This is a genomic window from Marivirga sp., assembly GCF_035704835.1.
Lineage (GTDB): Bacteria > Bacteroidota > Bacteroidia > Cytophagales > Cyclobacteriaceae > Marivirga.
Genome location: NZ_DASSWQ010000023.1, coordinates 195,557 through 217,326 on the forward strand (window position 1 = coordinate 195,557; position 21,770 = coordinate 217,326).

At 34.0% G+C, this 21,770-nt stretch carries 19 protein-coding genes and 1 tRNA gene; 16 read left to right on the forward strand and 4 right to left on the reverse strand.

Annotated features, from left to right (window positions below):
- The first annotated feature begins 82 nt into the window (after nt 1–82).
- On the forward strand, nt 83–1,105 hold the full coding sequence (locus tag VFM92_RS04540) for a medium chain dehydrogenase/reductase family protein (protein WP_325121007.1): 1,023 nt from the start codon (nt 83–85) through the stop codon (nt 1,103–1,105).
- Between the two features lie 59 nt (nt 1,106–1,164).
- On the opposite strand, the gene VFM92_RS04545 is transcribed toward VFM92_RS04540, so the two are convergent.
- Nucleotides 1,165–1,884 (reverse strand): tetratricopeptide repeat protein, encoded by a 720-nt coding sequence (locus VFM92_RS04545; RefSeq protein WP_325121008.1) that lies wholly within the window; start codon nt 1,882–1,884, stop codon nt 1,165–1,167.
- Nucleotides 1,885–1,974: 90 nt separating this feature from the next.
- Nucleotides 1,975–2,844 (reverse strand): alpha/beta hydrolase, encoded by an 870-nt coding sequence (locus tag VFM92_RS04550; protein ID WP_325121009.1) that lies wholly within the window; start codon nt 2,842–2,844, stop codon nt 1,975–1,977.
- A gap of 147 nt (nt 2,845–2,991) precedes the next feature.
- Between VFM92_RS04550 and VFM92_RS04555 the strand changes: the two genes are divergently transcribed.
- The 11 genes from VFM92_RS04555 (at nt 2,992) to bshB1 (ending at nt 15,741) form a co-directional block, all read left to right on the forward strand.
- Nucleotides 2,992–3,384 carry a hypothetical protein gene (locus VFM92_RS04555; protein WP_325121010.1) on the forward strand — a complete coding sequence of 131 codons (393 nt, stop codon included), beginning with the start codon at nt 2,992–2,994 and terminating at the stop codon, nt 3,382–3,384.
- 56 nt (nt 3,385–3,440) lie between these two features.
- Nucleotides 3,441–5,933, forward strand: a complete 2,493-nt coding sequence (locus VFM92_RS04560) for a PIG-L family deacetylase (RefSeq protein WP_325121011.1) — start codon at nt 3,441–3,443, stop codon at nt 5,931–5,933.
- 156 nt (nt 5,934–6,089) lie between these two features.
- Complete coding sequence (locus VFM92_RS04565; protein WP_325121012.1) at nt 6,090–6,539, forward strand: MarR family winged helix-turn-helix transcriptional regulator; 450 nt, start codon at nt 6,090–6,092, stop codon at nt 6,537–6,539.
- Nucleotides 6,540–6,623: 84 nt separating this feature from the next.
- Nucleotides 6,624–6,938, forward strand: coding sequence for a DoxX family protein (locus tag VFM92_RS04570; protein WP_325121013.1), 315 nt, complete (start codon nt 6,624–6,626; stop codon nt 6,936–6,938).
- A 13-nt stretch (nt 6,939–6,951) separates the two neighbouring features.
- Complete coding sequence (locus VFM92_RS04575; RefSeq protein ID WP_325121014.1) at nt 6,952–7,947, forward strand: alpha/beta hydrolase; 996 nt, start codon at nt 6,952–6,954, stop codon at nt 7,945–7,947.
- 570 nt (nt 7,948–8,517) lie between these two features.
- Complete coding sequence (locus VFM92_RS04580) at nt 8,518–10,098, forward strand: LptF/LptG family permease (protein ID WP_325121015.1); 1,581 nt, start codon at nt 8,518–8,520, stop codon at nt 10,096–10,098.
- Between the two features lie 70 nt (nt 10,099–10,168).
- Complete coding sequence (gene rpsO, locus VFM92_RS04585; protein ID WP_325121016.1) at nt 10,169–10,444, forward strand: 30S ribosomal protein S15; 276 nt, start codon at nt 10,169–10,171, stop codon at nt 10,442–10,444.
- A 150-nt stretch (nt 10,445–10,594) separates the two neighbouring features.
- On the forward strand, nt 10,595–12,736 hold the full coding sequence (pnp, locus tag VFM92_RS04590) for a polyribonucleotide nucleotidyltransferase (protein WP_325121017.1): 2,142 nt from the start codon (nt 10,595–10,597) through the stop codon (nt 12,734–12,736).
- Nucleotides 12,737–12,839: 103 nt separating this feature from the next.
- Nucleotides 12,840–13,703, forward strand: a complete 864-nt coding sequence (locus VFM92_RS04595; RefSeq protein ID WP_322345743.1) for a sigma-70 family RNA polymerase sigma factor — start codon at nt 12,840–12,842, stop codon at nt 13,701–13,703.
- Nucleotides 13,704–13,823: 120 nt separating this feature from the next.
- Nucleotides 13,824–14,795, forward strand: coding sequence for a thioredoxin-disulfide reductase (trxB, locus tag VFM92_RS04600; protein ID WP_325121018.1), 972 nt, complete (start codon nt 13,824–13,826; stop codon nt 14,793–14,795).
- A 226-nt stretch (nt 14,796–15,021) separates the two neighbouring features.
- Nucleotides 15,022–15,741 (forward strand): bacillithiol biosynthesis deacetylase BshB1, encoded by a 720-nt coding sequence (bshB1, locus tag VFM92_RS04605; protein ID WP_325121019.1) that lies wholly within the window; start codon nt 15,022–15,024, stop codon nt 15,739–15,741.
- A gap of 315 nt (nt 15,742–16,056) precedes the next feature.
- Here the strand turns inward: bshB1 and VFM92_RS04610 are convergent, their stop codons facing one another.
- Together VFM92_RS04610 and pdxH are read right to left on the reverse strand one after the other, a co-directional pair.
- Nucleotides 16,057–17,277: a glycosyltransferase gene (locus VFM92_RS04610; protein ID WP_325121020.1), complete on the reverse strand. Its 1,221-nt coding sequence runs from the start codon at nt 17,275–17,277 to the stop codon at nt 16,057–16,059.
- Nucleotides 17,277–17,918: a pyridoxamine 5'-phosphate oxidase gene (gene pdxH / locus VFM92_RS04615; RefSeq protein ID WP_325121021.1), complete on the reverse strand. Its 642-nt coding sequence runs from the start codon at nt 17,916–17,918 to the stop codon at nt 17,277–17,279. The genes VFM92_RS04610 and pdxH overlap by 1 nt, the downstream gene beginning before the upstream one ends.
- Nucleotides 17,919–18,077: 159 nt before the next feature.
- Between pdxH and VFM92_RS04620 the strand changes: the two genes are divergently transcribed.
- From VFM92_RS04620 to VFM92_RS04635, 4 genes are all read left to right on the forward strand, one after another.
- Nucleotides 18,078–18,713, forward strand: coding sequence for a tRNA-(ms[2]io[6]A)-hydroxylase (locus VFM92_RS04620; protein WP_325121022.1), 636 nt, complete (start codon nt 18,078–18,080; stop codon nt 18,711–18,713).
- A complete protein-coding gene (locus VFM92_RS04625; RefSeq protein WP_325121023.1) occupies nt 18,714–19,292 on the forward strand; it encodes a YqgE/AlgH family protein in 579 nt (192 codons plus the stop codon).
- A 66-nt stretch (nt 19,293–19,358) separates the two neighbouring features.
- On the forward strand, nt 19,359–21,323 hold the full coding sequence (locus tag VFM92_RS04630) for a DUF349 domain-containing protein (RefSeq protein ID WP_325121024.1): 1,965 nt from the start codon (nt 19,359–19,361) through the stop codon (nt 21,321–21,323).
- A gap of 133 nt (nt 21,324–21,456) precedes the next feature.
- Nucleotides 21,457–21,529: transfer RNA gene (locus VFM92_RS04635), tRNA-Thr, on the forward strand.
- Nucleotides 21,530–21,770 lie beyond the last annotated feature (241 nt).

Sequence of the window (21,770 nt, forward strand, 5' to 3'; positions counted from 1 at the left end):
ACTTTGTCTCGTTTCGAAGCAAAACGTGTGCTGCCAGTAAATTCCCAACATCATTTACTATTTTTGAGAAAAATAATTTACAATGCTCATTAGAAAATCATACCGTACCGCTAAGGCTGGTTCTTTCAGTAAACTCAAGTTAGTTGAAGAGGAATTGCCTAATCCTAAATCAGACGAAGTACAAGTAAAAGTGAAGGCTGTCGGATTAAATTTTGCAGATGTATTTGCGATTTTAGGGTTGTATAGTGCAACTCCAGAGGGGAGTTTTATTCCTGGTTTGGAGTATTCTGGTGAAATCATTGCTAAAGGTGATGAGGTACAAGATTTCGAGATTGGTGATAGAGTTATGGGGGTGACTCGTTTTGGCGGTTATACTTCCCATATCAATATTGATGCTGCTTATGTCAACAAAATTCCTGTAGGTTGGAATTTTGAAGAAGGAGCCTCTTTTTTGGTACAGGCATTAACAGCATATTATGGATTGTTTCATTTGGGTAATTTACATAAAGGAGATACTGTATTAATTCATTCTGCAGCTGGTGGAGTAGGTCTTTTGGCAAATAGAATGGCTCAGAAAACGGGTGCTTATACCATCGGAACAATCGGTTCAGCAGCTAAGATAGATTTGCTTAAAAAAGAAGGATATCAGAAGTACATAGTTCGTTCTAAGCATTTTAAAAAGGATTTAGAGCAGGTGTTAGAGGGCAGAGAATTGAACCTGATAATGGAATGCATAGGAGGGAAGATATTCAAAACTGGATATGATATGCTGGCTCCACAAGGTAGGGTTATCAATTATGGTTCTGCTCGATATGGAGATACTAAAAACTCACCTAACTGGCCCCGTTTAGCCTGGCTGTATTTAACCCGTCCTAAAATTGACCCACAGAAAATGATAGAAAGCAATAAAGGGATTTTGGGTTTTAATCTTATTTGGCTTTATGATAAAAAAGACCTGATGAAGCAAATTCTTAAAGAGTTGGAGAATCTCAACATGGAAGCCCCTCATATTGGTCATCAATTTAAATTTGAAGAAATGCATAACGCCCTAAAGCTATTTCAATCGGGTAAAACGGTTGGAAAAGTGGTATTGGTGATAGAATAAAGATTCAAGAAAGGCTTAGCATTTCTCGTTCTCCATCACCCGTCATCCAACAATCATTTTCACTTTAAAACTTTATCTTTAACAAACTGCCAAAACTCTTTTCTTTCATCAGCTGAAGTCAATAAAGATTTTAAAGTGCTTCCAAAGCTAGGCTTCTTGTCTTCTAGTTGGCCTGGCTTAATATCAGGTAAGGGAGCAGGTTCAGCTTTAGGCTGGGGAGTAAAATCGGCTTTTGGTACTTCGGTTTTACTCATCCCAAAATTCTTTGGGTCTAGCTTTTCAGCATCTTTATAATGCTTTTCCGCTCTTTTATGATTCCCCATTTTGCCTAATACTAACCCTAAATTATTATGCGAAATGGCATCTTCAGGATCTAATTCTAACGCTTTTTGATAATCCTCTTTTGCGCCTGCTAAGTCGTTTAAATGGTCTTTTATAAATGCTCTGCTTGCATATCGAAATGGGTTTTCGGGCTCCATTTCTACTGCAGTATTGAAATCAGCCATTGCTTTTTCCTGTTGCTTTGCCATATAGTAAATTAGACCACGCTCAGCAAATAATTCAGCACTATCAGCTTTTAGTTTGATGGCTTTAGTTAAATCAGATTGTGCTGCTTGGTAATCTTTAATTTTGAAATATGCTTTTCCTCTTTGGTAAAAAGCCGCGGGATTTTGATTGTTCTGCGTAATGTATTGTGAATATAAATGTATTCCCTGTTTAAAATCACCTTGTTGACAATGAGATGATGCACTAGCCAATAATATATTAATATCCTCCATTAATTTTTTATATCAAATTTGATTAAGCAAATCTATTAAAGTTGTAATTACAGCAAAATATAAGAGTTTAAAATTTCTCTATTTGGATTCTCACTTAGCACTATTCTTGATAAAAGTCTCAATCCAATCATAAGTTTTGTTATTACTATTTAAAAATTGTGTAATCATGGGAATATGTTTTTTTCCTTCTTGAAGATGAAAGTTTGGTTCTGGTACAATTTTCTTATACTCTTCTAAAAACCGTTCAGTACTTGAAAGTATACCTGGTAAAGTATTTTCTCCCATCATTATCAATAAAGGTGGGTCATTTTCATCTAGGTAATATATTGGCGAGTTCTTTTTCCAAACTTCAGAATCGTTCGTGAATGTTTTTAAATAAGAGGTTCCTGCAGGATAATTTTTATTTTTAAGATAAGTATACATATCCAAACCAGCAGCATCTATTAAAATGGCCCCTTTAATTGGGTTTTTGATGTTTAGTTCTTTAAAATAATCGTCTTTAACAGTAAGAAGAGCGGCTAAATGGCCCCCGGCTGAGTGTCCGGAAATATAAATTTGGCTGGGATCACCGCCATAATTCTCAATATTTTCCGTTACCCATTTTACAGCCTGAGCTGTTGCTTTAGTCATATCTGGTATTATATAATCAGGACTTAATGGGTAATCAATTATAGCAGCAACCATTTCCTTTCGAGCTAACCTTTTACCAAATAGGTTATACAATTCTTTTTTACCTGAATTCCAACTTCCGCCATGGATAAAAATGAATACTGGCTTTAGTATTTCAGCCTTTCTAGGGGAGAAAATATTAAGCTTTTTCTCTGGTAGCTTTTCATTAAATTCCTCCTCCAAATAGGTTATATCTTTTGTTTTAGAAACTTGACAAGAAGAAAATGAGACTACAATAATTAGAAGTAAGGATAGAAAAGAATTTACTTTAAGTGTATTAATTTTGAGCATATTAATGCTAACTCTATCGATAATTTTAAGTTATTTATTTTTAATATTCTGTAAAGTTAAAACCCTTATTTCACATTATAATTAGATAGATTTAAGATAGGATATGCTATCCTTAACTGTTAATTTTAAGTTTTTTAAATATATTTTATGATACAAGCTTGGATGAGAGGGGTGTTATTGATTGCCTCAGTTTATAATTTGGCATGGTCGGTTTTTCTATTCTGGAGTCCGAAGAGTTATATCAAATGGATGACAGAGGGGGTACAAACTGAAAATCAATGGGTTTTTTATCAAGCAATTGGGATTTTAGTGATCGCCATTTTTCTTTTCATGGGCTTTTTAAAGCCTTTGAAATTTAAATGGTTTATATTAATATCTTTTCTAGCAAAATTATTTGGAGGGATTTTAGTTTACTTATTCCTAATGGAATCCACATACACCAAGAAATTTATGTTTCATTTGCTCATGAATGATTTAGTATGGTTAGTTCCCTTATTTTCAATTGTTTTGGCAGCATTCAAATCAGATAAAAACCGTTGAAACATAATCCATTGTTCAAGGAATGTAATTTCATTAAATCGCTTTAAAATTTCATCATGATGAAGTATATTTTATCAATAATTATTTTTATTTCTGTTATTTCACTGACTCAAGCCCAAGTCAAAGAGCCAGTTCCAGCCTCTGAAATACTGCATCAAATGCAAAAACTAGAAAACACAACCCGTGTTTTATATCTCGCTGCACACCCTGACGATGAAAATACCCGATTTATAGCATATGTTGAAAACGGTAAAAAGTATGATGCGGCATATCTTTCTTTGACAAGGGGAGATGGCGGACAAAATGTAATAGGGCCAGAATTACGTGAGGGATTAGGTTTGATTCGAACCCAAGAATTACTAGCGGCTAGGGAAATTGATGGAGGTAAACAATTCTTCACTAGAGCAAATGATTTTGGGTTTTCTAAAAATCCAGATGAGACTTTTAATAAATGGGGGAAAGAAGAAGTCCTTTCAGATGTTGTTTGGGTAATCAGAAATTTCCAGCCTGATATTATCGTGACCCGATTTAACAAGACACCAGGAATAACACATGGTCATCATACCGCTTCTGCTATTTTGGCACACGAAGCTTTCAAGCTTGCAGGAGATGAAACAGCCTATCCAGACCAATTGAAGTTAGTAGATACTTGGCAACCTAAAAAGATTTACTGGAATACATCTTCATGGTTTTTTCGAAGAAATGAGGATTTTGATAAGTCTCAATATGTTACTGAAAATGTAGGTGGTTATTCACCACTTTTAGGTATTTCTTATACCGAAATGGCAGCATTGAGTAGAAGCAGGCACAAATCGCAAGCTTTTGGTACTGCTGGAAGTAGAGGGGCTGAAATTGAATATTTTGAATATTGGGATGGTCCTGAAAGCCAAATAGAAACATTTGAAGGTCTTGAAGACTCTTGGAATAATTTTGAAAATGGCAAAGAGATTCATTCAGCAATTGATAAATTAATTTCTGATTTTGAAATTACTCAACCAGAAGCTTCTATTAATCAATTGTTTGTAGTCAAAAAACTAATTGAAAAACTGGAAGAATCTGCTGTCAAGGAAGATAAATTACAGGCAATAAATGAACTGATTTTAAATTGTGCGGGTTTTTATCATTTATTTTATCACGATAATTCTTATGCATCTCCGGGAGATAATATTAATGTCAATTTAGAACTAGTTAATCGCTCGTCAGCAGATATTCAAGTCGTAGATGCCAACATAAAATCTATTGAAGAACATTTATCCATTTCAGGTGCTTTGCAGAATAATCAAGTAAAATTGCAAGAGTTTAGCATTTCCATTCCTAATGATTTTCCTTATTCAAATCCTTATTGGTTGAAGGACCCATCAGCAAATGGATTATACAAAGTTGATAATCAAGAATTAATAGGACAAGCTGAAAATGAGCCTGCCATTACTGCAGAAGTTAATTTAAAGATAAATGGGAATGATTTTTCTTTTGAAACCCCCTTAAAGTTCAAAAGCTCAGATAGAATTAATGGTGAAATGATTCAGCCATTATACATCATTCCACCCCTTTCAATCGAATTTGGAGAAGATGTTTCTATTTTCACTGCTCCAAGACAAGAAAAAGAAATTACAATTTCCGTTAAAGCATTAAAAGATAATCTTTCAGGAAGTTTAGAACTGAAATTGCCTGATGGGTGGAAATCTGAAAACACTAATAAATCATACGTTTTCAGTGATTTAGCGAGAAATGCAACCGTAGATTTTAAAATCATTATTACTTCAGGTGATGTTGAGGGAAAATTTGATTTAAAGGCAATTGCTAAAGTTGATGGTAAATCCATTGATCAAAAAGTACAGGAAATACAGTATGGACATATACCTAATCAGGTGATTTTGAGAGAAGCGCAGCAAAAGCTTGTTTTTGCTGATGTTAAAATAAAAGGCAGAAAAATTGGTTATATAGAAGGTGCAGGGGATGCTGTTGACGAGGCTTTGCAAGCAATGGGATTTGAGGTAGAATACATAAACATAGAAGATATAACTGTAGAAAGCCTCAAGACATATGATGCTATTATTGCTGGTATTAGAGCATATAATGTTAATAAAGAGTTACAAGTTCATTATGGTAAAATGAATGAATACATGAACTCGGGTGGTGTTTATATGGTTCAATATAATACTACTTACAGTCTTCCTGATACTGATTTTTGGCCGTATCCTCTGAGCTTATCTCGAGATAGAATTACAGTGGAGGAATCGAATATGGAATTCATTGAAAAAGAGCATCCTGCATTGAATTATCCTAATAAGATTACTTCAAAAGATTTTGAAGGTTGGGTTCAAGAAAGAGGGTTATACTTTCCCAATAAATGGGACGAAAATTACTTAGCTATTTTGGCTGGAAATGATCCAGGAGAGGAAAAAACAAAAGGAGCACTGCTAATTGCTAACTACGGCAAAGGAAAATTTGTCTACACAGGCTTAAGTTTTTTTAGAGAATTGCCCGCGGGAGTTCCAGGCGCCTATCGTTTGCTTGCCAATTTGTTGGCCAGCAGCCCTAATCCATGATTTGTTAATTCCTATTTCATCAAACAAAATTGATGATTAGTCGATTAAATGTTCAAACATGCAAACAAAAAGAATACGATCGTGTTTAATGTAATAACAATACATATTAATGTAATGTTAATTTTATATAAAAATATATTTTAAATAAGTTTAAAGATGAAGTTAGAAGAAGAAATTAAGCAGTCAAAATTTGAAACTGAAAGACAGAAGGCAATATTAAATGTAATTTACACGGCCAACTGGATTGGATCAGTTCAACACAAAATTTTCAAAAAGCACAAACTTACATCTCCCCAATATAACGTGTTAAGAATTCTTAGAGGTAAATTCCCTGACCCTTTAACAGTTTCATCAATTCAAGAAAGAATGCTCGATAAAATGTCTAACGCATCTCGTTTGGTAGATAAGTTAGTCGAAAAAGGATTAGCTGAGCGTTCCATTTGTTTGTACGACAGAAGACAAGTAGATGTAGTTATCACAACTGCTGGTCAAAATCTATTAAAAGAAATAGAACCTGAGTTAATAAATTTCCACGAGGAAGAAATAGTTTTATCAGAAGCAGATGCAGCAGCAGTTAATAGTGCTTTAGATCAAATAAGAGGATAATTTTCTCTATATTAGGTTCTTTAATCAAGTATTATTGAAATGAATCTAAGTGCTGAAATTGGAAGGTTTTTATTTGCTATTCCTATGCTTATTTTTGGGGTATTTCATTTTGTAAACACAAGAACGTTGCAAAGTGTAATACCCTCTTTTATTCGTGGTCAAACTTTTTGGGTCTACCTAACTGGTGCAGCTTTGATTGCGTCAGCTATTAGTATTATATTGAAAAAACAAGTTCAACTCATTGCAAATCTCTTAGCAATAATGCTTTTAATTTTTGCATTATTTATTCATTTTCCATTAGCGCTTGATGGTGATCAACTAGCCTCGAGTTCTTTACTAAAAGATATTGCCTTAGCAGGAGGAGCTTTGGTAATGGGCAATTATTTTAAAAATAATTAAGTAGATGAAACTTATGAAAATACTTAAGAGAATTTTAATTGCTATTGCTATACTTTTCGTAACGCTAGTAATTTTTTATTTTATAGGTCCAAAAATTCAAAAGCCTAATTTCGCTAGTAGTTTACCTGAAATTCCAGCCGATATCATCACCTTAGAAAATTGGATAGAGGAAAAAGAAGGTAAAGTGAAAGATATTAAAGAGGGTAATGAAGCGCAAATTGTTTGGAATGATGAAAGTCATACCCCAACAGAATATTCATTAGTGTATTTACACGGATTTGGCGCTAGTCATCAAGAAGGTTTTCCGGTTCATAGTCATTTAGCAGATAGCCTAGATGCCAACATGTTTTTAGCTCGTCAGAAAGGACATGGGCTAGCTTCTGAAACAGCTTTTAAGGGGCTAACGGCCGAATCTTATATGATGTCAGCGATGGAAGCACTTTCGGTCGGGCAGTTATTAGGAGAAAAAATAATTTTAATTGGAACCTCTACTGGTGCAGCACAAGCGATTTGGCTGGCTTCTCAGTTTCCAAATCTAATTGAAGCTTTAATTTTATATTCACCTTACATCGCGCTTAAAGATGCTTCAAATGAAAAATTAGTTTTAGGGCCTTGGGGAGAAAATTTGACTGAATTAGTGATGGGTGGCGAAATAAATTATCAAAAAAGAGAAGATTCAGTAGCTGCTTTTTGGTCTGAATATTATCATTTGGATGCTTATTTCTCATTATTCAGTATGATAAATGAAACTATGAAACCTGAGACTTTTAAAAAAATCGAGTGTCCAGTTTTTATGGCCTATTATTATAAAGATAAAAAAAATCAAGATGATGTAGTTTCAGTAGCAGCAATGCAAGAAATGTTCAGTCACTTATCATCAGAAGAAAAGAAATCAGTTGCTTTTCCGAACTCAGGAAATCATGTAATCGCATCAAATCTGCGTTCAAAAGACTGGATAGGAGTCAGGGATAGCACTTGGGTCTTTCTGCAAGATTTTGTTTTGGATTAGAAATAAAGTTTTAATACTAATCTATTAATTGCGAATAGTTTTTGCAGGATGTTACTTTAAAATATTATAGCATCGTAATACAACGCTATTTACTCAATTAATATAACGCCATCTTGAAATGTCTTCAACATAATAAGTAAATGAAACATATTTAAATATAATTGTTCATCCTTGAGAATATTTTGTCAATTAGTAAAATATTTTTGAACAGCAAGATGAAGTCAACCATTACTTTTTACTCAATCTTCTTTTCAATTACTTTCTTATTAGGTTTTGGTGTATGTACTCAGAAGTAGCCTCGCAATACTTTATTTAAGGATAATGATTTGGAGACATTTCATAACAGAATTTAGTATAATTCTAGTCTTTAACCGTAACAAAACATGCTTTTAGTAGAATAATGCCGGTCTTTGGCGTAAATTATCAACTTTAGTTCATGAAATGCAGTACCTTTACAGAAATAAATATTATGATTTTTATGTTTATTTATTTCTTTAGCACAATTCTTGTTTATTTGTGTTTTGAATTTTAACAGATATAAATTTTAGTATTTCAATTCATAATTTTTGAATGAAGAAGATAGATAAATTAATACTTAAGTCTTTTATAGGGCCATTTCTAATTACTTTTTTTGTGGTAGTATTTATATTGCTCACTCAATATATGCTGAAATACTTCGATGATTTCGTAGGAAAGGATTTAGGTTTCGAGGTGTTTGTAGAACTCATTATGTATTTCAGCATAAACATGACCCCCATTGCTTTTCCCCTTGCTGTACTACTTTCGTCATTGATGACATTTGGTAACTTAGGTGAACATTTTGAATTAACAGCTATTAAAAGTTCTGGTGTTTCATTAGTGCGGGTATTAAGACCACTATTTGTATTTGTAGTGCTATTAAGTGCTTTGGTTTATTATTCCAATAATTTTATTGTTCCGAAAGCTAATCTTGAAGCCTACAGCTTGCTTTACGATATCAAACAAAAAAAGCCATCTATCGATATAAAAGAAGGTGCGTTTTATGGAGGAATTCCAGGGTATAGTATAAAAGCAAATAAGAAATACGATAATGATGTGTCATTAGGTGATTTGATTATTTATAATCATTCCAATAAGAAAGGAAATGTCGAAATTATTCTTGCTGATTCAGCTTTAATGTACACTATCCTAGGTGATAAATATCTAGTATTGGAGCTGTTTGATGGAAAGAGCTACACCGAGGAAGATTCTAAAAACCCCAATAAGCCTGCTAATTATATTAGAAATTTTTTCCAGCATAATAAAGTAGTATTTAGTTTAGCTTCATTCGAAATGGAGCGAACTGATAAAGATTTATTTTCATCTAACAGATTAATGAAAAATGAAATCGAATTACGCCATGATGTAGATTCAATGCAAAATGATATTATTGAATCTAAAAGAAACATCCACAAGTACGTTCCTAGGTTTTTTGAAATGCACTTGCGTGAAGTAGAAAACATTAAACCAGTTTCGGTTGAGCAGTGGGAAAAAAGAAAAGAGGAAGAAGAAGCGAAAATTGGTGATTCTACAAAATCAGATAACGAGCGTTTAAATAGTGAAAATATTGATGATAACACGATTGAAGTAGCTTCATTAAGAGAAAGCGATATTGGTCTTGATTCTATTCAGTCTTATGATTCTGTATTAATTGCTAAGATTGATGAGGCATTTGTCAATGATAGTAATGGACCTGTTTCTTACGGTGATAAAGCAAGATTCGCTAAAGGAAGATTAAAAGCTGAGAATAGAAGGATTGATCAGAGAAATTTTGAAAGTAATGTCTATGCAATTGAAGCGAATAAAAAGCTATCTGACGCATTTGCTTGCATAGTGATGTTTTTAATTGGAGCGCCATTAGGAGCTATTATTAAAAAAGGTGGACTTGGTGTTCCTGTTATTGTTTCAATTTTATTTTTTATTGTTTCCTATATTATTAATACCACTGGAATTAAACTTGGTAGGGCAGGAGATATTTCAAATTTCATGGCGGTTTGGGCTTCAAATATTATTTTAATTCCTTTTGGATTATTTTTCCTAAGACAAGCTAGAAATGATTCAAGATTATTTGAAACGGATTACTATGTTGTGTTTTTCTCTAAAATATTCAAAGTATTTAAAAAGGAAAAATAAATGGTTATTTTTGTTAACCAAGAATTATACATATATTTGCGCCTTTAAAATATTTTAATAAACGCTAACTATGTATTTAGACACAGAAAAGAAAAAAGAACTGTTCAAAAATCATGGTCGGTCAAAAGCAGAAAATGATACAGGTTCGGCAGAATCTCAAATAGCGCTTTTTACCTTCCGAATTAATCATTTGACGCAGCATCTAAAAGTAAACAAGAAAGATCACTCTTCAAGAAATGGTCTTTTAAAGCTTGTAGGTAAAAGAAGAAGATTGTTAGATTATCTTCATGATAACGAAATTGAAAGATACAGAGCAATTATTGCGGAGTTGAATTTAAGAAAATAAATCACTTTTCATTAAAAAAGGGAATCTTATGGATTCCCTTTTTCCATTATTATTACCTCATTATAAATACCACATCTTTTAAAGGACGTGTATAGCAAATGCGGAAAAATTAACAACAAGACGAGAAAACAGTAAAAAAGACTATTATTTATGGCTATACCAAATGCAATTAAAAAAACAATTAACCTACCTGATGGGAGGGAAATAAGTATAGAAACAGGAAAATTAGCAAAACAGGCAGACGGATCAGTTGAAGTAAGAATGGGTGATACCATGATTTTAGCTACGGTTGTTTCCAGCCAAGAGGCAAAAGAAGGAGTTGATTTCCTTCCTATGTCAGTAGATTACCAAGAAAAATTTGCTTCTTCAGGAAAAATCCCTGGTGGATTCTTAAAAAGAGAAGGAAAACTTTCAGACTACGAAGTATTAACTTCTAGATTAGTGGATAGAGCATTGCGTCCATTATTCCCTTCTGATTATCATGCAGAAACTCAAGTGTTCATTCAATTATTCTCTTTAGGAGAAGATGATTTACCTGATGCTTTAGCTGCATTTGCAGCATCTGCTGCTTTAACCGCTTCTGATATTCCATTTGAAGGACCAATTTCAGAAGTAAGAGTTGCTAGAGTAAATGGTGAGTTTATTGCCAACCCTACATCAAAGCAATTAGCTGAATCTGATATAGATATGATTATCGCTGCTACTATTGATAACATCATGATGGTAGAAGGTGAAATGAAAGAAATTTCTGAGGCAGAAATGGTGGAAGCAATTAATTTTGCACATGAAGTTATTAAACCTCAGTGTCAAGCACAATTAGATTTAGCTAAAGAAGCTGGCAAAACTGAAAAAAGAGAATACAATCACGAAGAAGAGCCTAATCCTCAATTAGAAAAACAAATTTTTGATAAGCATTATCAGCAGTATTTTGATGTTGCAGCAAAAGGATTAGCTGATAAAAAAGAAAGAGGAAGACTTTTTAAAGAAATTAAGGAAAGCTATATCGATGCTATTCCTGAAGATTCTGAGATCAGTGTTTCACTCGCTAAAAAATATTTACAAGACATCCAAAAGAAAGCTGTTAGAAATGCTACTTTAGAAACTAGAAGCAGACTTGATGGTAGAAAATTAGATGAAATCAGACCAATCTGGAGTGAGGTAGATTATTTACCATCTGCTCATGGATCAGCGGTCTTTACTAGAGGTGAAACTCAATCAATTACTACCGTAACGCTTGGTACTAAATTGGACGAGCAAATGGTAGATGGAGCGGTTCATTCTGGATACAATAAATTCATATTACATTATAATTTCCCTGCATTCTCTACTGGTGAAGCAAGACCGAATAGAGGTCCTGGTAGAAGAGAGGTAGGTCATGGTAACTTGGCTTTAAGAGCATTGAAGCAAATATTGCCATCTCCAGAAGAATTACCTTATACTATCCGTATTGTTTCTGATATTTTGGAATCAAATGGTTCATCTTCAATGGCAACAGTTTGTGCAGGTTCATTAGGATTGATGGATGCAGGTATCCCAATCAAAGCACCAGTTTCTGGTATTGCAATGGGATTGATTTCTGATGCTAAAACAGGAAAATATGCTATTCTTTCTGATATCTTAGGAGATGAAGACCACATTGGTGACATGGACTTTAAAGTAACGGGTACAGAAAAAGGTATCACGGCTTGTCAAATGGATATCAAAGTAGACGGTCTTTCCTCTGAACTTCTAATGGAAGCATTAAACCAGGCGAAAGCTGGTCGTGACCATATCAGAAATGAAATGTTGAAAACTATTTCCGCTCCTAGACAAGATTATAAACCAAATGCACCGAGAGTGGTTAACATTGAGATCGAAAGAGAGATGATAGGTGCCGTAATCGGTCCTGGTGGAAAAGTAGTTCAAGAAATTCAAAAAACAACTGGTGCTACTGTTGTAATTGAAGAAACTGAAAAAGGCGGTAAAATTAATGTATTTGCTGTAAATAAAGATTCTTTAGATCAAGCAGTAAAATGGATCAAAGGTATTGTGGCTAAACCAGAAGTTGGTGAAGTATATGATGGAGTTGTTAAAGCTATACAGCCTTATGGAGCTTTCGTTGAAATCATGCCAGGAAAAGATGGTTTATTACATATCTCTGAAATCAAACATGAGAAAATCGAAAACCTTGAAGGTATTTTGGAGATAGGAGAGGAAATTAAAGTGAAGCTAATAGATATCGACAAAAAGACCGGAAAACTTCGATTATCAAGAAAAGTATTATTACCTAAGCCGGAAAAAGAAGAGAAATAATTTCATATTAAGTGAAATATTTACATTTTTGATGTAGAGAAGGAACTGTTTGGTTCCTTCTCTATGTTAAGAGTTCGTTTAAATTTAAACCTAATAATAATTAATGAGACAGCTCAAGATTAGCAAGCAAATCACCAATCGGGAGAGTCAATCCCTCGATAAGTACTTACAAGAGATAGGTAAAGTAGATTTGTTGACTCCAGACGAAGAAGTAGATTTAGCCGTTCGGATCAAACAAGGTGACCAACTTGCACTTGAAAAATTGACTAAAGCCAATTTGCGTTTCGTAGTGTCTGTGGCCAAACAATACCAGAATCAAGGTTTATCCTTAGGAGACTTGATAAATGAAGGAAACTTAGGTTTGATAAAAGCAGCACAAAGATTTGACGAAACAAGGGGTTTTAAATTCATTTCTTATGCAGTATGGTGGATCAGACAGTCCATATTGCAAGCATTGGCTGAGCAATCACGTATTGTTCGTCTTCCATTGAACAGAGTAGGATCTTTGAACAAGATATCTAAAACCTTCTCTACCTTGGAGCAAAAGTTTGAAAGAGAGCCTTCTCCCGATGAGTTGGCTGAAGTTTTAGAAGTTACTTCAAATGAAGTAGTTGATACCATGAAAATCTCTGGTCGTCACGTATCCATGGATGCACCATTCGTGCAAGGTGAAGAAAATAGCCTATTAGACGTATTAGAAAATGACGGTGAAGAGTCTCCTGATGATGAATTAATGAATGATTCATTAAGAAGGGAAGTTCAAAGAGCATTATCTACTTTAACTCAAAGAGAAGCTGATGTAATCACGCTTTACTTTGGATTGAATGGTGAGCATTCTATGACCTTGGAAGAAATAGGAGAAAAATTCAGCTTAACAAGAGAAAGAGTACGACAGATTAAAGAAAAAGCTATCAGAAGGCTAAGACATACTTCAAGAAGTAAAGCTCTAAAACCTTATTTAGGATAATTTTTTCGTAACAATTCATACATAAAAAGGTCTTATATAAGACCTTTTTTTATTTTATTAATTAAATTCACATCTGTTTTAGCAGACGACCGTAACATTATTCAGAAATTATTGAGCGTTATGACAGAAGAAAAAGTAAATGTACTAATTATAGGTTCTGGACCAGCAGGTTATACAGCCGCTATTTACGCAGCTAGAGCAGGATTAAAACCTGTTTTGTATCAAGGTGGACAACCTGGTGGGCAATTAACCATAACCAATGATGTGGAAAATTATCCTGGATATCCTGATGGAATAAATGGACCACAAATGATGGTGGATTTTCAAAAGCAAGCTGAAAGATTTGGTACTGACGTAAGATTCGGTATGGTTACAAAGGTTGACTTCAGTGGTTATCCTCATAAAGTGATTATTGATGACAAGCATGAAATAACAGCTAAAGCCGTTATTATTTCTACAGGTGCATCAGCCAAATGGTTAGGACTGGAATCTGAACAAAGATTAAATGGAATGGGCGTTTCTGCTTGTGCAGTCTGCGATGGTTTCTTTTACAAGGGACAAGATGTTGTGGTAGTTGGCGCGGGAGATACTGCGGCTGAAGAAGCTACATACTTATCCAACATTTGCAATAAAGTAACTATGATTGTGAGAAGAGGTGAAATGAGAGCTTCCAAAATCATGCAAAGACGTGTAGAAAAAGCTAAAAATATTGAAGTATTGTGGAATACTGAAACGGAAGAAGTTTTGGGTAAGGATGAGGTAGAAGGTGTTAGGGTAGTGAATAATGTAACTGGTGTGAAATCAGAAATTAAAGCTACTGGTTTCTTCGTAGCTATTGGTCATAAACCCAATACGGATATATTCAAAGATTTCTTAGATTTAAATGAGGCTGGATATATTATAACAAAACCTGGCAGTACTAAAACAAAAGTTCAAGGAGTTTTCGCATCTGGGGATGCACAAGATTTTATCTATCGACAAGCAGTTACTGCTGCAGGTACAGGCTGTATGGCTGCTTTGGATGCTGAAAGATTTTTATCTGAAAAAGAAGATGAGTTAGAAGAACATGAAGAAGTAGCTGAAAAGGCTTAAATATACGTAAGGAGAGTTTTCACTCTCCTTTTTTATTGAACTGTTTAATGTTTATACATCTTATGTAACTGTAATTAGATAAGATATTTTAATGCACTACTTTATGAAATAGTCTTAAAGAGGAGAATTCTAGCCGAAATGAATAATAAGAGATTTTGAAGGTTAGTGATTCAAACTATTAAATTTTGACTATCACATGTAGCGTTTTTATGACAATCCAATACATATGAAATTAAATATTTTAGCTTTTGCAGCCCATCCAGATGATATTGAATTGGCTTGTGCCGGAACTTTGGCCAAGCATTCGGAAATGGGTGAGAATATAGGTGTTATTGATTTGACGCAAGGAGAAATGGGTACACGTGGCACCCCTGAACAGCGATTAGATGAGGCAGCGGCAAGTGCGGATATACTTGGTTTGAGAGTTAGAGAAAACTTAGGCTTTAATGATGCTTTTTTTAAAAATGATTTAGCCCATCAGACGGAGATAGTTAAGAAAATCAGACAATATCAGCCTAATATTATACTTGCAAATGCTATTTCTGACCGTCACCCTGATCATGGTAGGGCATCCGAATTAATTTCTGAATCTGTATTTTTAGCTGGATTGAAAAAATTCGAAACTATTGATGATAATGGAAAAGTTCAGGAAGCTTATAGGCCAAATAAGGTATATCATTATATTCAGAGCTTGCCTATCAAACCTGATTTTGTAGTAGATGTGAGCGGACAATGGCAAAAGAAGATGAATTCCATAAAAGCTTTTGATTCACAATTCTACAAGCCAGATTCTGAGGAACCGGAAACCTACATCTCAAGTCCAAGATTTATGAAAATGATTGAAGCCAGAGCCATGGAATTCGGTCAAATTATTGGAGTCGATTATGCTGAAGGCTTTACGGTCGAGAGATATTTAGGTGTTAAGGATTTGAATGGACTAATTTAATTACGAATTACGAATTTTTAAATTAGGAATTTAGTGTGCTGCGGTTTGACGGTCGGAACCGTCTAATCGCTAAAGGTAAGTTTGTGAATTATAGGTCAGATGGTTTGGAAAATAGCTAAAATCGAAACCGTTAGAATTTTCAATGCTTTAAAGATAGAATTGAATTTAATATGTAACAAACCGTCAGTCCGAGGGTAGTTCAGTACTTATTTCAGACATTCCAATGTCTAACATATCTGTAATTAATCACGAATATGCACAGACTTAGATTAGAACGTATCGTAAGTTAGCTCCTGCAATTGAATAGGTTGAAAATCAGCTTTCCCTATCCAACCCCCTATAGATCTCTAGTAACTCCAAAGCCGAAACATTAGAGCTCTGTTCAAAATCAATCTCTTCCAATAATATATTTGATTGTACTACCAATTCTTTTTCAGGAAAGTAGTTATCCCTCAGATAATGAACTAATTTCAGCATTTTAAAGCCATTAAACCATTCAAAAAATCTTACTTTAAAATGTGCTTTATTTTTAGATTGAGATTTTATTTTTTCCAATTCGCTTAGTAAGTCGGAAAATTTTAAAAATTCCATTATTTCTTTAGGAATATTTTTGATCAAGCTGTCACTTTCAATATTCGCTAAAAACTCTTTTACAAGCTTAAAACTTTCAAAATCATAGGAAAGGTTTAAGTCCTTAGATTCATTTTGGTATTCTTGCATGGCTCTACCAGTTCCAAAAGGCACTCTATCTGAAATTCTAGCAGAGGGAATAACTTTGGTTGAGGAGATATTGTGAAAATTACCTAATGGAATAATTTTATGAAGAAAGTAAAAGTCCTCGCCAGCTTTTCGTTGATTCATACCACCTTGTTTTTGATAAATGGAGGAACGCACGGCCATACTTGAACCAATGGTATGAAATGCATAAGGATAACCCGCATATTTCAAAGCTTGGATATAATAGCGTAGATGCAATTCGTATAAAATGATGGGCTCATTGAGTTCTCCATTATTCAAATATAAAGGGTGTTCATAGTGAATGGACAAACCTGTGCAATCTGAATTGTCCAAAAAGTGATTCTCGATTTCCTGTAAATAATTAGGATCACATTGGCTATCCGCATCAAAGCAAAGGATTACTCCATCCTGATTGATTGAATTTAATCTGAAAGCAGCTTCATCCATTCCTATTTTTCTTGCGATTCCTACTCCAGCTTTTTTAGAAGGTAAATCAAATGCCTTTATAATGCGAAAAGTAAGTTCAGATGGATTATCATTTATAAATTGTTCTGTTTCAGAAACCGTTTTTTTACTCTGGTTTTTTACTTCTTGCGCTACATTTTCAGGATGATTGATAACCAAAATTACTTCTACAGGACAGGTTGTTTTAGCACATTCGACTAATGATTTTAAGGTACTATTTAAATTTTCTTCTTTGTAAACAGGGATTACTACTATGGTAAAAGTGTCTTTAACAATAGGCGCTTTGATAAATCTTTTCGGGTAAGCGTATCTTTCGAAATATAAATTAGACATCAAGGAGCTAATCTTTCAATGTTCCATTTTTTAGCATCCGATAAAGTATATTGAATCCTATCATGCAAACGGCTTGGTCTACCTTGCCAAAATTCAATCATACTTGGCTTTACAGTGAAACCACCCCAATGTGGTGGTCTTTCTACTTCTTTATCTTTAAATTTAAGTTCAATCTCCTCTAATCTTTTATCTAAAATGGATCGGTTTTGAATCTTTTCACTTTGTGGCGATACCCAAGCTCCAATTTGACTAGCTCTTGGTCTGCTTTTAAAATATGCATCGCTGGTATCAGCATTAACTTTTCGAACCTCACCTTCAATTCTAACTTGTCTTTCTAGCTCTGGCCAGAAGAAATTTAAACAAACAAAGGGTGAGTTTGCCATCTGCGTGCCTTTAGCACTGTGATAATTTGTATAAAATACGAATTCATCATTTTCGACTCCTTTTAACAAGACTATTCTTGAGGAAGGTTTTGTACCATCAACCGTGGATAATGTCATGGCATTTGGTTCCATAATTTCTGCGCTAAGCGCCATATCGAACCAATTTAAAAATTGTTTAACAGGATGTTCTGCTACTTCTGATGCCCGTAAACTTAAAGCGGTATATTCTTTGCGAATGTCAGCGATGGATTTTTTCATTTATTTTTTTGAGATTTCCCTCTGATTTATTAGTGGCTTAATATTTTTAAAATTATTATTGTTTCAAATTGTTTCCAATTATTGCGTAATAAATAGTAAAAATATTTTCTATATGAAATGAGCATAAATATTCGAGGGCGTATTTATACCAACCGCCAGATGAATATTTATCGCGAATTCCATGTGACCGTTGGCAATAAACTTATATACATGAAATTGAGGATTGATTTAAAGGTAGAAAGTAGTCAAGAATGGATTGATACAGTAATGGCTGATTTTGATAGTTTTTTACAAGATCACGCTAATTGTGAGCGTAAAGCATCTGGAATGGCAATGAGTTTTGTTGCTAAATTTCCAGATAGAGTAGAGATAATTCCTGAGCTGATCAATACTGCTGTAGAAGAATTGGAGCATTTTCGTGATGTTTATGCAATTATGCAGTCAAAAGGAATAAAACTCCCTCATAAAATTGAAAAAGACTATTATGTAGACGATTTAATAAAGATTTGTCGTTCAGGAAGAGAGGAAAGATTTATGGACCGATTATTATTAGCATCATTAGTGGAAACAAGAGGAGCAGAGCGTTTCAGAATGGTTTATGAAGCATTGCCTGAGGGAGATTTGCGAAAGTTTTACCATCGGCTATGGGCATCAGAAGCAAAACATGGTGAAATTTTTGTAGAAATGGCGCTTCAATATTTTGATAAAGAAGAAGTATATAATAGATTGGATGAAATGAACGAGGCAGAGGCTAAGATTTTACAAGCCTTACCTTTAAAAGCAGCTCTTCATTAAATGGAGTTTTTTGAATTTAAAAATATCGAACGACCACAGAAAGGAGATTTATTACTCTCTGAGCCTTTCTTGCCAGACCAAAATTTTGACAGGACTGTGACTTTGTTATGCGAGCACAATGAAGAAGGTTCTTTTGGGTTTGTATTGAATAAATTATCAATACTTAAAGTAGATGAAGTGCTACAGAAAATTGGCAATTTTGAAGCTGAGCTATTTGTAGGTGGACCTGTGCAGCAGAACACGCTCCATTTCATACACAACATTGATAAATTAAAAGAAGGCGGGCAAAAAATTACAGATGGGCTTTTCTGGGGTGGTGACTTTGAGGTATTGCAAGAATTAATGTTAAGAGGTGAAGTTGAAAAGGAAAAGTCTCGATTTTTTGTGGGCTACAGTGGGTGGTCAGAAAATCAATTACAGGAAGAAATAGATAATAATAGTTGGATTGTTGCACGTGGAGTGCATCCTTCCTACATATTTAATAGTCCTCCGGATACCCTCTGGAAGAATATTTTAGAGAAAATGGGAGGGAGATTTAAAATTTATGCCAATTACCCTTCAGATCCCAACCTTAATTGATTAAATCTTTTCACAATTTTTAATTAATATTGTACCTTATTGCAGAATAGAGAAAGCTAAATTATTATGATAGACGAAAAAGGTACTTCTGAAAATCCTCAAGAAAATAACTCTGAAATGGATAAAGAGAAGGAAAATGTGGAAACCACATCAGGAAATCAATCTGAAAATTCATCACCAGAAGAGCTGGAGGTTGAAAATTCAGCTTCTGAATCTAAAGGAGAAGAAGCGAAGGAAGAAAAATCTTCTCAAGATAAAAATATTGAGAGCTCAAATGATGAGTCAGTTCAAGACGAAGATTCAGATGATAATGATGATGAAGAATTGCCTGATTATTCAGCATTTAATAAAGAGCAACTAGTAGAAGCAATAAAAGAGATTTCTAAAAGTGATAATTTCAAAAAATCGGATCGTGTCATCAATGAACTAAAGCCCGTTTTTGATGAGATTTATGAAGCTGAAAGAAAACTAGCCTTAGAAAAATTCTTAGAAGAAGGTGGGGAAGAGGCTGATTTTGCTATGAAGCATGATGAGCTAAATGAAAGATTTGACGCGAACTTTCAATTATATCGCGATAGAAGAAAAAAACATTATAAAGAGCTTGAACATCAGAAAGATGCGAATTTCAAAACTAAAGTAGAAATATTAGATCGATTGCGGGCTTTGGTGGATGGTGAGGAAACTATTACAGGTCTGAACGTAATTAAAGAAATACAAAAAGAATGGAAAGCGGTTGGTCCTGTTCCAGGAAATCAATCCAAAACACTTTGGGCAAATTACAATGCGCTACTTGACCGTTATTATGACCAAAGAAGTATACTTTTTGAACTTAAAGAATTAGATAGAAAGAAAAACCTAGAAGCTAAAACTGAGCTTTGTGTAAAGGCTGAAGAATTATCTAAGTCAGAAGATGTTCCTTATGCTATAAAGCATTTGAATGATTTGCATGAAGAGTATAAACATATCGGTCCGGTACCAAAAGAAGAACAAGAGCCACTTTGGCAACGATTTAAAGCAGCTTCTGACGCCATCTATGAGAAGCGAAAAGAATTTGTTAAGAATTTAAAAGAGCTTCAAACCGAAAATATTGATAAAAAGAAAGAAATAATTGAAAGGCTAAAGCCATATCTAGAATTTGATTCAGATAGAATCAAGGATTGGAATTCTAAAACAAAAGAGATTTTAGCGATTCAAAAAGAATGGGAAGCTACAGGACAAGTTCCTAAAGAAAATGCTAAGGAAATTAATAAGGATTTCTGGAGCAGTTTTAAGCAATTTTTTGCTAATAAACACGAGTTTTTCAAGCGTCTTGATAGTATGCGAGAAGAAAACTTAAAGAAAAAGCAGGAATTTGTAGAAAAAGCTAGACAATTGTCAGAGAGCACAGAATGGAATAAAACTGCAGATCAACTAAAAGGTCTACAAAGACAATGGAAAGAAGTTGGACCTGTTCCAGAGAAATTTAGAGAAAGCATCTACAAAGAGTTCAAAACGGCTTGTGACAAATTTTTTGAAAATAAAAGGGCAGGTACTAAAGATGCTCAAAAGGAGTTTGAAGAGAATCTTAAAGCAAAAGAAGATATTATTTCACAAATCAATGGTTTAGAGCCTGGAGACTTAGAGCAACTGGAAGCTTATGAACAGGCGTATGGCAAAATTGGGTTTGTTCCAAAAGAAGCGATTCAGAAAGTAAAAGAAGACTTTTCTAATGCTATACAAAACTTCATTGATAAATCTGAGGATGTATTAAATGATGAGCAAAAAGAAAAGATTAAGCTAATGGCGCAGCTTACTAAAATCATGGCTGGACCAAATGCTGATCGTAAATTAAATCAGAAGGAGCATTCTATTAGAAAAAAGATGGGTGATTTGCAAAATGACATTATAACATGGAAAAATAACATGGAGTTTTTTGCTTCATCCAAGACTGCTGATAAATTGAAAAAAGAATTTGAAGAAAAAATAGAGGATGCTGAGAAGGAAATCTCTCTGTTAAAGAAGCAGTTACGAATAGTTAGGTCTATCGACTAAAAAAATCTTTAATATTTTTCTGAAAATGGGTTTGGATTAACGAAAACAGCCTTTATATTTGCATCCGCATTCAGAGATAACAAAAGGTTAAATACTGAAAAAGCGTTTTAGAATTTGTTCTAAGTTTTTTTAAGCCTCCTTAGCTCAGATGGTAGAGCAACTGACTTGTAATCAGTAGGTCGTTGGTTCGATCCCGACAGGAGGCTCTTGATTATCAGTCATTTACGTTTGAAAAATGTAAATGGCTTTTTTATGTGCAGTTTTTTTGCACAGAAATTTGAATTATAATATGCTCCAAGAAGGAAAAAATGGATCAAGCAATAATTCTGGGGATTTAGGATTGAAGAATTAACTTTGTCAAAAAAAGACAAAGTGGATCAGAGTTTAATTGAGTTGTTTTTGCCAGAAGGGATTCTCGAATATTTCCGGGTTACTTCAGTTAAAAAG

Bases quoted from the DNA above. Each gene is read 5' to 3' on its own strand.
- VFM92_RS04565 (WP_325121012.1), top strand. From the start codon at position 6,090: ATGAAGTTAGAAGAAGAAATTAAGCAGTCAAAATTTGAAACTGAAAGA.
- VFM92_RS04540 (WP_325121007.1), top strand. From the start codon at position 83: ATGCTCATTAGAAAATCATACCGTACCGCTAAGGCTGGTTCTTTCAGT.
- VFM92_RS04545 (WP_325121008.1), bottom strand. From the start codon at position 1,884: ATGGAGGATATTAATATATTATTGGCTAGTGCATCATCTCATTGTCAA.
- VFM92_RS04595 (WP_322345743.1), top strand. From the start codon at position 12,840: ATGAGACAGCTCAAGATTAGCAAGCAAATCACCAATCGGGAGAGTCAA.
- VFM92_RS04630 (WP_325121024.1), top strand. From the start codon at position 19,359: ATGATAGACGAAAAAGGTACTTCTGAAAATCCTCAAGAAAATAACTCT.
- VFM92_RS04550 (WP_325121009.1), bottom strand. From the start codon at position 2,844: ATGCTCAAAATTAATACACTTAAAGTAAATTCTTTTCTATCCTTACTT.
- VFM92_RS04570 (WP_325121013.1), top strand. From the start codon at position 6,624: ATGCTTATTTTTGGGGTATTTCATTTTGTAAACACAAGAACGTTGCAA.
- pnp (WP_325121017.1), top strand. From the start codon at position 10,595: ATGGCTATACCAAATGCAATTAAAAAAACAATTAACCTACCTGATGGG.
- VFM92_RS04575 (WP_325121014.1), top strand. From the start codon at position 6,952: ATGAAAATACTTAAGAGAATTTTAATTGCTATTGCTATACTTTTCGTA.
- rpsO (WP_325121016.1), top strand. From the start codon at position 10,169: ATGTATTTAGACACAGAAAAGAAAAAAGAACTGTTCAAAAATCATGGT.
- VFM92_RS04625 (WP_325121023.1), top strand. From the start codon at position 18,714: ATGGAGTTTTTTGAATTTAAAAATATCGAACGACCACAGAAAGGAGAT.
- VFM92_RS04620 (WP_325121022.1), top strand. From the start codon at position 18,078: ATGAATATTTATCGCGAATTCCATGTGACCGTTGGCAATAAACTTATA.
- VFM92_RS04560 (WP_325121011.1), top strand. From the start codon at position 3,441: ATGATGAAGTATATTTTATCAATAATTATTTTTATTTCTGTTATTTCA.
- VFM92_RS04555 (WP_325121010.1), top strand. From the start codon at position 2,992: ATGATACAAGCTTGGATGAGAGGGGTGTTATTGATTGCCTCAGTTTAT.
- VFM92_RS04580 (WP_325121015.1), top strand. From the start codon at position 8,518: ATGAAGAAGATAGATAAATTAATACTTAAGTCTTTTATAGGGCCATTT.
- VFM92_RS04610 (WP_325121020.1), bottom strand. From the start codon at position 17,277: ATGTCTAATTTATATTTCGAAAGATACGCTTACCCGAAAAGATTTATC.
- bshB1 (WP_325121019.1), top strand. From the start codon at position 15,022: ATGAAATTAAATATTTTAGCTTTTGCAGCCCATCCAGATGATATTGAA.
- pdxH (WP_325121021.1), bottom strand. From the start codon at position 17,918: ATGAAAAAATCCATCGCTGACATTCGCAAAGAATATACCGCTTTAAGT.
- trxB (WP_325121018.1), top strand. From the start codon at position 13,824: ATGACAGAAGAAAAAGTAAATGTACTAATTATAGGTTCTGGACCAGCA.